Origin of the sequence: Flammeovirga kamogawensis (assembly GCF_018736065.1) — a bacterium.
GTDB classification, from domain to species: domain Bacteria; phylum Bacteroidota; class Bacteroidia; order Cytophagales; family Flammeovirgaceae; genus Flammeovirga; species Flammeovirga kamogawensis.
Genome location: NZ_CP076131.1, coordinates 1 through 14,467, shown reverse-complemented (window position 1 = coordinate 14,467; position 14,467 = coordinate 1). Strand labels below are relative to the sequence as shown.

Annotated in this window: 16 protein-coding genes; 9 read left to right on the top strand and 7 right to left on the bottom strand. The window is 30.2% G+C overall.

Going from position 1 to position 14,467, the window contains the following annotated elements:
* Window positions 1-30: 30 nt before the first annotated feature.
* Window positions 31-894, bottom strand: coding sequence for an AAA family ATPase (locus KM029_RS26690; protein ID WP_144077373.1), 864 nt, complete (start codon window positions 892-894; stop codon window positions 31-33).
* Between the two features lie 538 nt (window positions 895-1,432).
* Between KM029_RS26690 and KM029_RS26685 the strand changes: the two genes are divergently transcribed.
* The 4 genes from KM029_RS26685 to KM029_RS26670 all read left to right on the top strand — a co-directional run bounded on the left by KM029_RS26685 (window position 1,433) and on the right by KM029_RS26670 (window position 4,188).
* Window positions 1,433-2,569, top strand: a complete 1,137-nt coding sequence (locus KM029_RS26685) for a replication initiation protein (RefSeq protein WP_144077374.1) — start codon at window positions 1,433-1,435, stop codon at window positions 2,567-2,569.
* A gap of 90 nt (window positions 2,570-2,659) precedes the next feature.
* On the top strand, window positions 2,660-2,872 hold the full coding sequence (locus KM029_RS26680; protein WP_144077405.1) for a helix-turn-helix domain-containing protein: 213 nt from the start codon (window positions 2,660-2,662) through the stop codon (window positions 2,870-2,872).
* Between the two features lie 3 nt (window positions 2,873-2,875).
* Window positions 2,876-3,205 (top strand): HipA N-terminal domain-containing protein, encoded by a 330-nt coding sequence (locus KM029_RS26675; RefSeq protein ID WP_144077375.1) that lies wholly within the window; start codon window positions 2,876-2,878, stop codon window positions 3,203-3,205.
* The gene (locus KM029_RS26670; protein WP_144077376.1) at window positions 3,202-4,188 is read left to right on the top strand and encodes a type II toxin-antitoxin system HipA family toxin; all 987 of its coding nucleotides are present in this window, start codon (window positions 3,202-3,204) and stop codon (window positions 4,186-4,188) included. The genes KM029_RS26675 and KM029_RS26670 overlap by 4 nt, the downstream gene beginning before the upstream one ends.
* Window positions 4,189-4,853: 665 nt before the next feature.
* Here the strand turns inward: KM029_RS26670 and KM029_RS26665 are convergent.
* A complete protein-coding gene (locus tag KM029_RS26665; protein ID WP_144077377.1) occupies window positions 4,854-5,726 on the bottom strand; it encodes a metal-dependent hydrolase in 873 nt (290 codons plus the stop codon).
* A 545-nt stretch (window positions 5,727-6,271) separates the two neighbouring features.
* Here KM029_RS26665 and KM029_RS26660 point away from each other — a divergent pair.
* The 4 genes from KM029_RS26660 to KM029_RS26645 all read left to right on the top strand — a co-directional run bounded on the left by KM029_RS26660 (window position 6,272) and on the right by KM029_RS26645 (window position 10,077).
* Window positions 6,272-6,829, top strand: a complete 558-nt coding sequence (locus KM029_RS26660; protein ID WP_144077378.1) for a hypothetical protein — start codon at window positions 6,272-6,274, stop codon at window positions 6,827-6,829.
* A 109-nt stretch (window positions 6,830-6,938) separates the two neighbouring features.
* Window positions 6,939-7,301 carry a hypothetical protein gene (locus tag KM029_RS26655; RefSeq protein WP_144077379.1) on the top strand — a complete coding sequence of 121 codons (363 nt, stop codon included), beginning with the start codon at window positions 6,939-6,941 and terminating at the stop codon, window positions 7,299-7,301.
* Between the two features lie 99 nt (window positions 7,302-7,400).
* Window positions 7,401-7,937, top strand: a complete 537-nt coding sequence (locus KM029_RS26650; protein ID WP_144077380.1) for a hypothetical protein — start codon at window positions 7,401-7,403, stop codon at window positions 7,935-7,937.
* Window positions 7,938-8,595: 658 nt separating this feature from the next.
* Window positions 8,596-10,077: a hypothetical protein gene (locus KM029_RS26645; protein ID WP_144077381.1), complete on the top strand. Its 1,482-nt coding sequence runs from the start codon at window positions 8,596-8,598 to the stop codon at window positions 10,075-10,077.
* A 517-nt stretch (window positions 10,078-10,594) separates the two neighbouring features.
* Here the strand turns inward: KM029_RS26645 and KM029_RS26640 are convergent.
* The 3 genes from KM029_RS26640 to KM029_RS26630 form a co-directional block, all read right to left on the bottom strand.
* Complete coding sequence (locus KM029_RS26640) at window positions 10,595-11,290, bottom strand: IS5 family transposase (protein ID WP_262712731.1); 696 nt, start codon at window positions 11,288-11,290, stop codon at window positions 10,595-10,597.
* A 114-nt stretch (window positions 11,291-11,404) separates the two neighbouring features.
* Complete coding sequence (locus tag KM029_RS26635) at window positions 11,405-11,830, bottom strand: hypothetical protein (RefSeq protein ID WP_144077383.1); 426 nt, start codon at window positions 11,828-11,830, stop codon at window positions 11,405-11,407.
* Window positions 11,831-11,865: 35 nt separating this feature from the next.
* Complete coding sequence (locus KM029_RS26630; RefSeq protein WP_144077384.1) at window positions 11,866-12,240, bottom strand: metal-dependent hydrolase; 375 nt, start codon at window positions 12,238-12,240, stop codon at window positions 11,866-11,868.
* A 129-nt stretch (window positions 12,241-12,369) separates the two neighbouring features.
* Here KM029_RS26630 and KM029_RS26625 point away from each other — a divergent pair, with 129 nt between their 5' ends.
* Window positions 12,370-12,879: a hypothetical protein gene (locus KM029_RS26625; protein WP_144077385.1), complete on the top strand. Its 510-nt coding sequence runs from the start codon at window positions 12,370-12,372 to the stop codon at window positions 12,877-12,879.
* Between the two features lie 84 nt (window positions 12,880-12,963).
* Here KM029_RS26625 and KM029_RS26620 read toward each other — a convergent pair whose 3' ends face one another.
* Both KM029_RS26620 and KM029_RS26615 read right to left on the bottom strand, forming a co-directional pair.
* The gene (locus tag KM029_RS26620; protein ID WP_144077386.1) at window positions 12,964-13,263 is read right to left on the bottom strand and encodes a hypothetical protein; all 300 of its coding nucleotides are present in this window, start codon (window positions 13,261-13,263) and stop codon (window positions 12,964-12,966) included.
* A gap of 130 nt (window positions 13,264-13,393) precedes the next feature.
* On the bottom strand, window positions 13,394-14,467 hold the full coding sequence (locus KM029_RS26615) for a leucine-rich repeat domain-containing protein (protein WP_144077387.1): 1,074 nt from the start codon (window positions 14,465-14,467) through the stop codon (window positions 13,394-13,396).

Genomic DNA, 14,467 nt, shown 5'->3' with positions numbered 1-14,467 from the left:
GTATTATACTAGATCGTTAAGAAAAATGTATTAATTAGATAAACCAGTATATTTCTCTAGCTCATCCATAAATTTATCAAATTCTTTTTTTATTGATGCATTTGTAAATGAAGTAGATAAATCATCTGTTCTACTATACTCTACAGAATTACTAATTACGTTGGTTAGTACATTTATTCCTTCAAACTCAATATCCTTTAATATCTTTACTTCGTTTGCTCTCTTATTAACCATTGTGGCAACAGCTACCGCTTTAGTAGGTAGCTTACCTTGCTCACTTCTATGAGCATTTGTTTCAACAATCAATTCCTCAATAAACTCAGTACCTGAAATAGACATACGTGTTAATTGAAAAGGAACAATTAGAATATTAGACATTTCAATAATTGCAGATAGGAAAGTAAAAGATTCAAACGAACCTGCAGTATCAATAATAATATAGTCGTATTCCTTAGAAAGATTGACCAATTGAGTTCTGATAGAAGATTCCTTACTCACAAATTTCTTTGTGTGATCAAAAGTTACCAAATCAACTATACTATCGTCAGAATGTACATTTGATAATGATTCCTGAATATCTGTATCAAACGCAAGCACCTTTTTGCCCGTTAGTAATTTTAATTGTTTTGATATATGTATTGCCATAGTAGTCTTTCCACTACCACCTTTAGTATTTGCTAATGTAATTATGGTACAACGCCTTTTCATTAGTGTATCTACACCTATTCCCAGTACGTCCGAAATTTTAGAAAGGTCAGTCATCCCTACATCAGTAGTTCCTTGTTCTATTCTCTGGTAAGTTGCTAAGGAAATTTCTGATTTCGCCGCAACTTCTTTTTGAGATAGTCCTTTTTCTTTTCTAAAATATTTAATGTTATCTATTAATGTACTCATATTATTACTTATAATAACTCATATATGATTTATATATATGCAATATAAGCTATACTTTTTCATAAAAACAACTCAAATATGACTTTTATTTGTGAATAAAGTATCATATATTGCATTCATAACTCAAATATGAGTTATGAATTGTATAGTAATTTCAATTTATAACCTACTTAATAATCAAATATGATTTCTTTAATAAGAATTAAAGTTATAAAGAGATTAATAAATATTAGAAGTATTAATAATATTAAGGAAGTTTGAAAAATTACTATAACTAATTGATTTACAGTTTATAACAACTAAATATTACTATTTAAATGTGTATAGACTAACGAAATTTAATGTACTATATGACTAATAATAGTGTATAGTTTAACGTAAAGGCAGGTATTGTTTAACGTTGAGTGTACAGTTTAACGCTTAAGATGTGTAGATTAACGTTAATGTGTATAAAACAACGTATTTAATATATGGTTTACTTGCATTATGCGTATCGTTTTCGTTAGTTTATACACATATAGGATTCAACTGAAGTATCATGAATGCACAGGATATAGTAAAAAAACATAGTAAACTCATATTGTACAACGAAACAAAGGGTTTATCAGCAGTGGAACAGAAACTGTTTATCTATTGTATTGCTAAAGCAGTAAGGGCAAATGATATAGATACGTTTCATTCTATTAGCATTCGTGAATTTACAGGAAAGAAAAATCCTAGTATATATGACTATCGTAAAGCAAAGAAAGCTCTTTTTGCATTACAGCAAATGAAGCCATTGTATGTTGAATTAGATGGTAAGTTTAAGTCTATAGTGATCTTTCCAACCCTTCAAGGGGATGCTAGGAGCATAGACAACGATAAAGACATAGACAAGATAGAATTAGCCTATAAGCTTAATGATGAGTTAAAACCGCTTATTATAGACCTTAAGGAAGCATATACAGAATACCTATATTCTACAGTGAGTAAGATGAAGTCTTCTTTTGCAATTAGACTTTATGAAATCCTTTTACAGCAAGCTAAATTTAATAAACCATATTCCATTACAGTAGATAACCTTAAGATCAAATTTGGTATTCAAGATGTTAAAACTTATGGTACGTATTCTCAGTTTAAACGTGCTGTTATAGAGAAATCTATCAGTGAAATTAATGAGAAAACAGACATTAGTGGATACTATGAAGAAGAGAAACAAGGTAAAAAGGTGTATAAACTAACGTTCTTTTTTACGTTGGATAGTACACATAAAGAAGAAGAAGCAGATATTTTAGCACTTTCTCCAGAAGAATTACTTGTTTATAATGTATTACCTGACGAAAAGACAAAACAGACTTACTTAAAGCAAATAGGGAAGCTACCTAAAACGTCAAGTAATACTAAAGATGTACAAACTGACGAAATAATAACAAAGAAAGCTCCAACACAGCAAACTCTTTTTGATGAAAGTACACCGAGTGTATCACCAGAGTTTAAAGAGAAATTAGATAAACTGTCTATGAGGCTAGGGGAGATTGGTTTAGAGAAAAGTGTTATAAAAGTAGCCTTGAATAAATATACTGAAAACCCAACATGGAAAATTTGGCCAGAAGTGAATAACGTAAGAATGGCTATTAAGGATGGTAAAGACTTTCCTAATAAGCATACTTTGAAGAAGGTGATTAATGAGGGGTAGAGCTTACATATTCTATAAAGTGTATTATAATGCACTTTTTTTTGTTTTCTTCTGATTTTTTTTTACTTTTAGTATAAATAGAGCGTTATGATGCACTTTTCAGAATTAATTAAAACGATAAAAAATCGTAGAGAAACACTGCAAGTAAACCAAGAAATGCTAGCAGAATTATCAGGAGTAGGTTTAAGGACCTTAAAACAATTTGAAAGTGGGAAAGGTAATCCTACATTGAAAACTGTCAGTAAATTAGCAGATGCACTGGGGTTAGAGTTATCATTAAAAGTAAAAACACTTCATCATTAATAAATGAGACAAGCAAGAGTGACCTACAAAGGCGAAGAAGCAGGCCTGCTTACCCAATTAGATAACGGTTCATTCATTTTCCGCTATTATGATACATGGTTTAATACATCTGATAAACCTGCAATCAGTCTTACACTCCCAAAAGTTAAGCAAGAATATAGAGCCAATTTTTTATTCCCATTTTTCTATAATATGCTACCAGAAGGAACTAACAAAGAAGTGGTATGTTATGCTATGCGCATTGACAAAACGGATTATTTTGGGTTATTACTAAATACGGCTTCAAATGATACTATTGGTGCTGTTAGAGTCATGAAAATAAATACGAAATGAATTTACCTACTATACAATTTTGTCCAGGTACGTTAAAACCAGGAAACCAAACCTACTCATCAACAGCACTGAGACGTGTTTTTAATGGAAAAAAAGTAAGTCATTTACTTCCTTATGCATCACCTGCATCAAACGAAGTGACTAATGAGCTATTTGAAAATAATCAAAAGAGAATGTCTATTTCAGGCGTACAAGAAAAGTTTTCAGTTTTATTGGAAATAAATAAACTTCGACTAATAAATGAAGGTGAACAAGGACAATATATTCTTAAACCTAAACCCAATGCAGGTAAAAATCCTGAACAAATGCCAGCAAATGAACACTTAACCATGCAAATAGCTAGGCAAGTTTTTAATATAGAAACTGCAGAGAATGCACTAATTTTTTTTAACGATGGAGAACCTGCTTATATCACAAAACGATTTGATGTTATAAATGACAGTACAAAATGGGCACAAGAAGATTTTGCTTCCTTATCACAAAGAATGCCTCAAACACATGGAGAAAATTATAAATATTTAGGTAATTATTTTCAATTGTTTGAACTACTCAAAAAATATGTCCCTGCATATCATGTCGAGGCTCCAAAGTTGTTCCAACTAATACTATTTAACTATTTGATGTCTAATGGAGATGCTCATTTTAAAAATTTTTCTCTCATTGAAACTCAATTTGGAGATTTCAAAATGAGCCCTGCTTATGACTTACTTAATAGTCGCATACATATAGCAGATAAAGATTTTGCCCTTGAGGAAGGGTTATTACCTCCTTCTCAGACAAAAGGAAAAATTCATGAGCAATTTTATAAACTTGGTAAAATTGCAGGAATTAAAATACAGATTATTGATAATATTTTCTCACTGATGAGATCTAAAAAGGAAGAAGTTTTAGTTTTAATTAATCAATCATATCTATCAGAGAAACTAAAGCGAAATTATGAACAAGCCTATTTAACTCGATTGAAAAAACTAAATAGAAATTAAGATTTTCCGATTCTGTTTATGGGCGGTTCTGATTCACTTTTGACAGAAATGTTTTTTAAAATTTTGTAGATAAGATGTTATTAATTTCGTTATTATGGTATCACTCTTTACCTTTTTTAGTTTTGGTACTTTTATATTTCTTGAATTCTAATAACAATTGCAACTTTAGGCTGTAATAATATTAATATTATTTATAAGCTCAATAGGACAATAAAAACTATAACGAAAAACTAAAAGAATTTGAGAAAGAATTCAATTACAAAATTGAAAATTATGAACTATTCGATTACAATGATGTTTTCTTATTAAATACACCTGAAGGCTATATTGATCTTTATTTTGGAGATAAAGGAACAATCATTTTCTCATATTATAATGACGTTATCGATAAAGAAGGTGTTTATATACCAAATCACAGAGGCCTTTCTTTTGTCACAAATGAAATCTCAATGGCATACTATTTTCATTTAACAGAAAATATAGTTCGTTCATTTTATAATCAAGATCATGAAATAGTCAGTCAAGGAGGACAATGACTTCCTAATGAAATCGATGATGACCCTTATGATACTATAATATCAGTTAATGATGATTTATTAGGAGAACATGTTAGAGGTGATATTATTGATTTACTGTGTGAAAATTGATTAAGGTCTGTTATAATTCTATATCAGAACCGAGTGATTATGATAGACAAACTCCTTATCACCAAAAATTTGTACCTCCAGGATATTACCTTTTAATAATTGACCAATACTATCAATTGAAATCCTCTCAAAAATTATCTTCTCTTCTTTCTTCGTATTGATATGTGTAAAATCTAAAATAGTATAACCCTCAGCACTTGCTTCAAAGAAATGAATACTATCTAAAAGAACAGCCTTTTCTTCCTTAGCTTCTACAACAAAAGCCTTTTTAATTGCTCCAGTTGTCTTGTTCTGCAACGTTAATTCTAACGGCTTAGGATTATGAATTAGCTCTCTTCTGATATGAGAAAAAGTAAGAAATGCCTTATTGTAAGTAGACCAAAAACCATTAGCCACTAAATCCATTGAAAGCAAATTTAGAAACACAAAACAGAAGAAAACAATCGCTTCTTGTTTCACATCTCCCGTTCTTAAACGCAAGTTTGGATTAGCGGGAAGAACACATCTATAACGGTTCAAAGGATAGAAAAAAGGAAGGCCAGACTTAGTACACATATCAAAAATGAGATGCGATAAATAAGAGAAGAAAGCAATTGTAGTGAGATGCTCTGCACCCGTTAACGCTTGGACCGTTCCAAAAAACATTGTAAAAACTATACAAGCTAAAATGCTATGTGTTACGGTCCGATGCCCCCAATGTTCCTGGATCTTTTTAGCAATTGGATAGAAGAGCTTTCCAATAAGAGATTTTGTATTGTCGATGTCTGGAGCTAACGCCCCAAAAACAGTTAAAGCCAAATATTCAGGCTTCTCGAAAATATTTATGTCTTGGAATGAACAGAATGTAGCTGTGAATGTTAATCCTCCGCAGAGGTGGTTGATCGCTAGCATGAGAAATATTTAGTTGGTTTTTAGAAGGGGGAAGTTAATAAAAGTAGGTAATTGAAAAAAGATTAAAAACAGGTTTATATTCAAATGTAATTTCTGAGAGAGATAATAAAAAGACCTTATTTAGGTAAATCTTGATCCTTTCCAAGGAAAAATATTACATACATACACGTTTAATATAATGAAAAAGGAATTCAGTTTTAAAGCTTATATATCGATCTCATAAATGGTTTTATGGAGATATAAGTAGTAGAAGTTATTATATTTTTATAATGGAAAACTGACAACAATACAGGATTGTTAAATATTTAGCTTCTTTAAAAATTGAATTTAAAATAATATGTTATCAGAATTTTGGGTGTTTCCTGATATAAGGGTGAAAGTCCAATAAGCCCAATTTTTTAAAATAATACACTCAAAATCAAGATGTTTATTATTGCATTATTTTAATAAATTATCCTTTTAAGGAATAAATATAACCTTTACAGAAAATAATTCAACGCTTCAATAAGTACTATATTAAATAACGCTTTAAATTAAAAATGAAAATGAAAAATTTATCATTACAAATCAGTGCATTATTTATCTTTTTTATGCTTGCTTCTGTTTGTTCAGTCAAAGCACAGGACAGTTTAACAGTAAGAATTCCTTTTATAGCAAAAATGTCAACACCTGAAGGACAAAAAATGAAAGTCAATTTTCAAGCAGGTAAGAAAGTTGAAATCTTGTCAGGTGATAAGAAGAAATATATGTTTTCATTCAAAGGATATGAAAGTACAAAAGGTATTCATCAGACATACTTCAAGACATCTGAAGAAGAAGTAAATATTAAAGACTTCCTGAAGACAAAAAGATACAATAAGTTAACCCATGAAGAAAAGCTTTTACTTTGTGCAACACGTTCAAATAATCTTCAAACAGAATCTTTAATCTTCATTGGAACACTTCCAATTTTATATACAGCACTTCCTTATTACACGTCAATTGTAACGCCTGTTGTTGCTGTTTATGGATTTCAATTGGGTGTACGTACAATTGTGAACAAATACAGATATAACAACGCTGTTAAGATTCAAGCAGTGAAGGAAATCAAAAGGGCAAGATAATTAAGCAATCCAAATATTTTTAAAAATCAAAATAAAAAATTTATTTACAATCACTTTATTATTCGTTGTTTCATTCTCTGCTTATGCAGGAGACCCAACTGAAAAAGATTTGTGTAGACAACTTATTCAAATGGATTTAAAAAGAGTAGAATACCCTTTCAAAGTGGATGACATAACTATCGGTACGAGTTCTTTTTTTTCTGCTAATGGAACGACCCTAGCTCATATATACAGAGTAAATGGTTCCCTTGATAATGTGAGTAGAGAGAGTTTAAGTAATATGATGGATTTAAGGAGAAAGGAACATCTTATTAGTCCTGTAATTTTAAAATCAGAATATACTATGTGTTATTGTTATGAATTAGAGTATGGTGGAGTAGTTATGATTGTTACACATCCAACAGGTGTGTGTGAAGGTCGTCTGATTACAGATGAACTCAAAACATTAATTCATATATCAAAAAGTAATTAGGAAGTTTCTATTTGTGTCTACTAAACCCATGTTTTGGGATTTCTGATTCACTTTTTATTGGTAAATAAACTAAACTTTTAATATTCAAATTCAAAAGTCATGGATAATTCCACATTTTTCAAAATGATGTTTGTCATTTCTTTATTACCACTGTTTGTTGCCTTCTTAATCTGGAATGAACGAAGAATTAAAATACTGGAAGAAATAGAAGAAAGTGAAGTTGGAGAAATTAAAGAAACCCCAATAGGGATTCATGGTAGTCGTCATGTTAAGAGTCGTAAAGATAAAATTAGGGAAGCAAAGGTTCAGAAATTATTTGAAGAAGGTCATCTTAAGGAAATAGTGTATTTGTATACTTTGGAAATTACTCTAAAGTCTGGAATGAAATTAGGTAAGGTTGGGATAGCAAACGATACTCACCATAGGTCTTCACAATATGGTACATCTATTAAAAGTATTAAGGTAATTGAAAATATACCATATCCATCAAGACGTGAAGCATATATCCAAGAGCAAATGTTTCATGATGTAAATAAGCGTTATGGTGCAAAATATTATGGGAATTGCGGTGGTATTACTAATGGGGGGACGGAAATGTATTACTTACAAGAAGTCAAATACTTGAAAAGTATATAATTATTTGGTTCAGGGGTATTTCCCGATAATATTGAGGTCCCTCCATCATTCTTACTGTGAAGGGCCACTCAGTTTTGTAACACTCACATAAATAGATTATTTTAACTTATTTTAATATGTTTGATTTAGACCTAATATTGAGCTCCCTCCATGATTCTTACGACCATGTACCAGATGGTATTATAACTAACTCATTATCTAACATATACGGGTTTATATTAACATTTGTTTAACTTTACATAGAAGTGTTTTTAAATAAAAATCCAATAATTTTAATTAATTGTAAATCAGTTATTCAATAGTAAATTATTTTTAATAAGTACCTAAAAAATAGTAATCTGGTACATCGTCGTAAGAATCATGGAGGGGCCTCTATAACGTTTTGTCAAATACAAAAACTTTTAATTTCTATTTTGCTTTAGTAGCTGAATATATCATTCGAATTACTAAAACACATTTTTGCAATGAAATGCTTAAACATCTAGATACATGATAGTGTTGTTCATAAAAGATATAATTAAATAATTTCCTAAACTATTATGTTGCCTGCTAGGGGTTCTAGATAAAACGTAGTACATAATATTGTAAAGTTTCTTTATATTTAACCTTACTATGTTTATACAGATAAATTTTAAACAAACTTTTTTATATCATGAACTTGCAAAAACTTGCTATCATACTATTACTTATTTGGAGTCAAGTTTCATTGGCTCAGTCTAAAAAAATTCAACCTAAGAATAAAATAAAAATTGATTCGACTTTTGTTAATCATGATACCATACAGAAAACAAAAGAAGTCTCCTCTTATCACAAAGGTCAACTTGTAAAATATGAGATAATAAAATTAGATGAAAATAATAGAGTTGTACTAACAAATATTTATGGAAAGGATTTTTTTTTTAATAAAAGAAGTTATTATAAAGATAGATCAATTCTTACAGAAGTAAAAGGACAAATTTATAACTTGCAAGAGTTCTTAAAGGATTCCTTGACTTATGAAACAAAAGCAATTTTAAGTAAAAACTTTGACCCTTTTAAGGTTGATAAATACGATGTTAACTTCTGGGAAACTTACCGTTATCATAATTTAAATCTAACAACATCAGATGGCCTATTAAAAAAAGGAAGTAAAATATATCAAGCTGATGAGAACATTGTAAAAGCAATAGAAAATGCTAAACTTTATTTATCCAACTACTTTAGTGAAAGCATCATAAAAAAACATTTGGTGGTCAACTATTTTAAAACTAGAATCAATCGGGAATATTATTTTAACTATTTGTTATTGAGTGATGATAAGAAAAACAAGGAAGAAAATACCTATCACATTTCGTTCTCACTCAAGTTTGATAAATTCACCTATTACAATATTATGACCATTACATTGGATGACAATGGCAAAATAAACCAAGAAGAATCATATAATCTTCCAATAAAAAAATACAATACTCTTTTAACACAAGATAAAATTCAAAAATTGATTCAACCGAAAGAAGAGGGACTTATAAAACTAATATCATTGAATAAAGGCAATTATAAAGGTTTGTATTATGCATTTTTACAACCTCCTTTTATAATCACATACCCTCCTTCTGAGGATATATTGTACCATATTGATCTTTACGATGTAAATAGTGGTCAATATATCTCCTCTTTTGTTGAATCAGGCTTTACATTGGGTTTGCATCAAAAAGAAATAGACATTGAAATACCTGAAGAACTTAGCGTTAAAAAAAGAGGTGATTTTTATGGTTTGGTATCAGAAGATTATGAAGAAGAACACATTATAATTCCATTTCAATATAAAATTTTAAGAAAAGAATCTGAGTATTATATAGGCAAAACTAAAGAAAACACTTCTGAACTTATTACAAAATACAATAAAGTTTTACTTAAAGGGTTTGATGATTTATTATTTATATACTCTGCCGATAAAAAATTTAAATACTGTTTCTTGGTGGGTAAAAAAGGAGATGATACTCAAATAATCACCAAAGAAGGTAAAGTTCTATTATCATCTTCTGAGGAAAAAATTATCTACTCAGCATCAATTGAAAAAAATAGAATTATAAAAATTAATTATAAAAATGGAGACAAGGCTGAATTAAATCTAGAAGATTTATTATTCAATCAACTGTAACTTAATATAAGCTTCAATAAACCTCACTTATTTGAAGGACGTGTTTTTTGTAGCAAAAGCATTTAAATAGGACATTGGAGATTAGAACTTACTCTGAATTTGGTGATAATAGGGTGTTTCATCATTTATTACTCATTGAATATCATCATCTGTTTTTCTAAAAATGGTAATTTTGCCTTTCTATACCTTTTATTAGTGGACCCGGTTCTGATTCACTTTTGGTGGAAAGCTTTTTTAACATTTAGCAGATAAGATATTATTAATTTCGTTATTATGATATCACTCTCTACCTTTTCTAGTTTTGGTTCATTTGAATTTGATGGGTTCTCTGTCGATGAATCTAATATTGTAAAGAAAAGAATCATTCATTTAAAATCTATATCTCCTTCTGGAAAATGTCCTTGTTGTCATACAGAAAGTAATGAGAAACATAGCTATTATGTACGTAATCTCAAAGATTTATCCTGGTCAGATTCTAGTGTTGAAGTTTCCTTAGAGCATGTTTGGAACAAATTTCTCATGTTTTGTTGATTAACATTGTAATACTTGCAAGGTAAATAAAACACATATGTGATTTTGGGAGTCTTTCGTAATCCTTTGATAATCTGCGGAAAAAGTTAAGCCATCCAAAAGATCTTTCTACTTGCCACCTTTTGAATTCAGGGATAAATCCTTTCTCTTTTGATGGAGGTCTTTGTTTGGTTTCTACAGGAAATCCATATAAATCTGCATTTTTCTTAAAAAGACCTCCATAGGCTTTGTCCTCTTTTATAATCTCTAAGCGTTCTGATATCAAAGCAATTTTTGGTAATAATTCTACTCCTCCAGCTCCATCATGTTGATTTGCGGGACCTATATGAATACCTAAAAAACGACCCTCTGAGTCAACAATAATATGTCGTTTACATCCATTGATTTTTTTGTGTCCATCAATCCCTCTTTCAATATTTAAAAAGGGGGATAATTTCACGCTTTGACTATCAATAGCTAGTAATGAAGGGCTTCTTTTACGACCTGAATACAATCTATCATTTGTAGCTAACTTTAAGTTAATCAATTCAATAGTTCCATCATTTTTCCATTTTCTAAAATAATGATATACACTTTCCCATTTATGATATTGACTGTCTAAATTTCGCCATTGACAGCCTGTTCGAGTAATCCAAAGTATAGCGTCAATAACTGAACGCAGACATAATTTTTTTTGGTCTATTATTTTTTTAAGATTCTTCTAAAACTTGCCATTGGTGCTCTTTCAGAGGTGTGAATCTTGTTTGCATATACTTTGATTTATTTGATAATAATCAAAGATAACAATGATTGTTTTTTATGAATTAATACTCCTAATTACTTCCAAACATGCTCTTAGCAATTGACCAATACTATCAACAGAAATCCTCTCAAAAATTATCTTCTCTTCTTTCTTCGTATTGATATGTTCAAAGTCTAAAATAGTATAGACTTCTGCACTTGCTTCAAAGAAATGAATACTATCTAAAAGAACAGCCTTTTCTTCCTTAGCTTCTACAACAAAAGCCTTTTTAATTGCTCCAGTTGTCTTGTTCTGTAATGTTAATTCTAATGGTTTAGGATTATGAATTAGCTCTCTTCTGATATGAGAAAAAGTAAGAAATGCTTTATTGTAAGTAGACCAGAAACCATTAGCCACTAGATCCATTGAAAGTAAATTTAGAAGCACAAAGCAAAAGAAAACAATCGCTTCTTGTTTTACATCTCCTGTTCTTAAACGCAAGTTTGGATTAGCAGGGAGAACACATCTATAACGATTCAAAGGATAGAAAAAGGAAGACCTGACTTTGTACACATATCAAAAATGAGATGCGATAAATAAGAGAAGAAAGCAATTGTAGTTAGATTTTCTGCACCCGTTAACGCCTGGACTGTAGCAAAGAACATTGTAAAAACTATACAAGCTAAAAAGCTATGTGTTGCGGTCCGATGCCCCCAATGTTCCTGGATCTTTTTAGCAATTGGATAGAAGAGCTTTCCAATAAGAGATTTTGTATTATCAATGTCTGGAGCTAACGCCCCAAAAACAGTTAAAGCCAAATATTCAGGCTTCTCGAAAATATTTATGTCTTGGAATGAACAGAATGTAGCTGTGAATGTTAAGCCTCCGCAGAGGTGGTTGATCGCTAGCATGAGAAATATTTAGTTGGTTTTTAGAAGGGGGAAGTTACGAAAAGTAGGTAATTGAAAAAAGGCTAAACACTTTATTATTAAAAGCATTTTAAATTATATCTTGCACTAACAAAACTAAAAACTAATCTCATGCTACAACGATTTATTTTTATATCATTAATGATATGCTTTTTCTCATATATTACTGTTCCTACAGAAATAATACCTAAAGATTCACAAAGGGAAATTAGTTTTACCTATTCCATTCCAAAAGAATATAGCCATTACTACAGAGTCAAGTTTCATATTGAGCTGTATAATAATTATATCTACCAAGATGAAGAAGAAGGGTATATTGACACAAAAAACTCTACAATTATTCATTATTCCAGAGATATCTTAATTGAAGAATCAACAGGTTATTTCACAATAGATGAACTACCAAATGATGACTATATCATGCATATTTATTGGAGTATATGGGAAGAGGGAGCTAGAGCTTCTAAGGTGTTTTTTGTTTCTGAAGATGTAGCATTGATTGTTGATGGGAGGATTCAATATGAAGTGAATGAGGAAGGTTTTATTCACCCACGTTCCACTTACGCACAAAAACGGCAAGATACCCTTCAAGGTATCAAAAACGCAGTTTTTAATGTTTAGTTTTTTAGAATCACAAAATGGTTTTTAATTAAACATAAGATAAAGGAATAACTGTTTTAATATTAAAAATCACACGATACGTATTTAAAAACACATATTTGATAACAATGTTTTTATAGTACCTAATTTTAGCTGTTTGTTAAATATGTTAGCTCTTGCCGTTTCGGCACGTATCCGGAACGCCCCCGAATTAGGATCTTTAGCGTATCGCTCTAAAGCAATATGAATTACATCTTGAGCCAAGCCAATTTCAGTTAATCGAACCTGGAGCTTATTTAATTTTTCTTTAAAATCTTCTGGAACATCTATTACTTTCTGAATAGGTTCTTCTTTTATAATTTCTCCTTTATCAAAAGGAATATCAATAACCTCTTCATTGCGCAAACAGGGCAAATTATTGAAGTAATTAGATGAAAAAATACCCACTGAATTAGTATAAAAACTAATATCGGTGGGTATTTTTTTGCTTGAGTTAAATACATATGAAGTCATTAAATATTAGGATATAATCAACCTAAAACAATACCTCTGGTATTTCCTCATCAAAAGTCCCTTTTGTAAATCGATAAAAATTCCAGGCAGAAATTAGTTTAATTCTCTCTCCACTTATATCATCCTTAATAAAAGATGCATTTGGAAAATATGTTCGACACTCACTTTCTTGGATATTTTCTTCATACGAAGTTGAATATTCTATAAACCTATACCCAAAACGATTAATAGATGGAAGTGGGTATGGAATAGTTTTTATATGAGCTGAAACCCCAATAAATAACGTCGTGAGTTTAGGGAATTTTTGAGGAGTGAGCCATTCTAAAGTAAGAATTTTGTTCACACTTGAACTGATCGTTAATACTTCTAATTCTTCAAATGTATTTGATGCAAACCATTCTTCGATAGAAGTATTAAACCTCCATATATTTAGTTTTTTTAAATTCGGTATTTCACCTAAATTACTACAATCAAAACCTTCTCTTAAATCATATGATGGAGCAATATCTAGTGTTTCAATATTAGGACAATTTTCTATTGTTGCTCTTTTTTTGCCCGCAATAGTAACTGATTTTAGATTAGGTAAATTTTTGATTTTTTTTGAACCAAAAACAGAAAGGTTTGTAACATTCATCTTCCCTTCAAGCATTTTCAATGAACGAACACCATTGAATTTACTCTCAAGGTCAAAACCCTTCACCTGTGTTAATTCACCAAGAATTGAAAAGTCTTTAATAAGATGATCATTGAGTGATAATACCTTCAGGTTAGGTAATAATCTTAAGGGTTCTAAATCTGAAATCGGAGCACAAGAAATATTTAAAAACTCTAACTGTTCTAAATTTGAAATGGCATGTAAATCCCGTAAATGACAAGAATATAATGACAATGCTCTTAAATGTGTAAAGTCATTTAGAGGGTCAGGACTATCTAAATTTGATAGAGAAAGTACTGTGATTTCTTGTAATGATTGCCAATCAAAGTTTTCAGGTGTGAATGTCATATCATGATGATTTTTGTAAAAATCAATCAATGCATTTTGCCAAGCATCACTAAGGTCATTCCACCAATCTAAGTTTATTTGTTTCGGATACAT

Bases quoted from the DNA above. Each gene is read 5' to 3' on its own strand.
- KM029_RS26690 (WP_144077373.1), bottom strand. From the start codon at position 894: ATGAGTACATTAATAGATAACATTAAATATTTTAGAAAAGAAAAAGGA.
- KM029_RS26685 (WP_144077374.1), top strand. From the start codon at position 1,433: ATGAATGCACAGGATATAGTAAAAAAACATAGTAAACTCATATTGTAC.
- KM029_RS26680 (WP_144077405.1), top strand. From the start codon at position 2,660: ATGCACTTTTCAGAATTAATTAAAACGATAAAAAATCGTAGAGAAACA.
- KM029_RS26675 (WP_144077375.1), top strand. From the start codon at position 2,876: ATGAGACAAGCAAGAGTGACCTACAAAGGCGAAGAAGCAGGCCTGCTT.
- KM029_RS26670 (WP_144077376.1), top strand. From the start codon at position 3,202: ATGAATTTACCTACTATACAATTTTGTCCAGGTACGTTAAAACCAGGA.
- KM029_RS26665 (WP_144077377.1), bottom strand. From the start codon at position 5,726: ATGCTAGCGATCAACCACCTCTGCGGAGGATTAACATTCACAGCTACA.
- KM029_RS26660 (WP_144077378.1), top strand. From the start codon at position 6,272: ATGAAAAATTTATCATTACAAATCAGTGCATTATTTATCTTTTTTATG.
- KM029_RS26650 (WP_144077380.1), top strand. From the start codon at position 7,401: ATGGATAATTCCACATTTTTCAAAATGATGTTTGTCATTTCTTTATTA.
- KM029_RS26630 (WP_144077384.1), bottom strand. From the start codon at position 12,240: ATGCTAGCGATCAACCACCTCTGCGGAGGCTTAACATTCACAGCTACA.
- KM029_RS26625 (WP_144077385.1), top strand. From the start codon at position 12,370: ATGCTACAACGATTTATTTTTATATCATTAATGATATGCTTTTTCTCA.
- KM029_RS26615 (WP_144077387.1), bottom strand. From the start codon at position 14,467: ATGTATCCGAAACAAATAAACTTAGATTGGTGGAATGACCTTAGTGAT.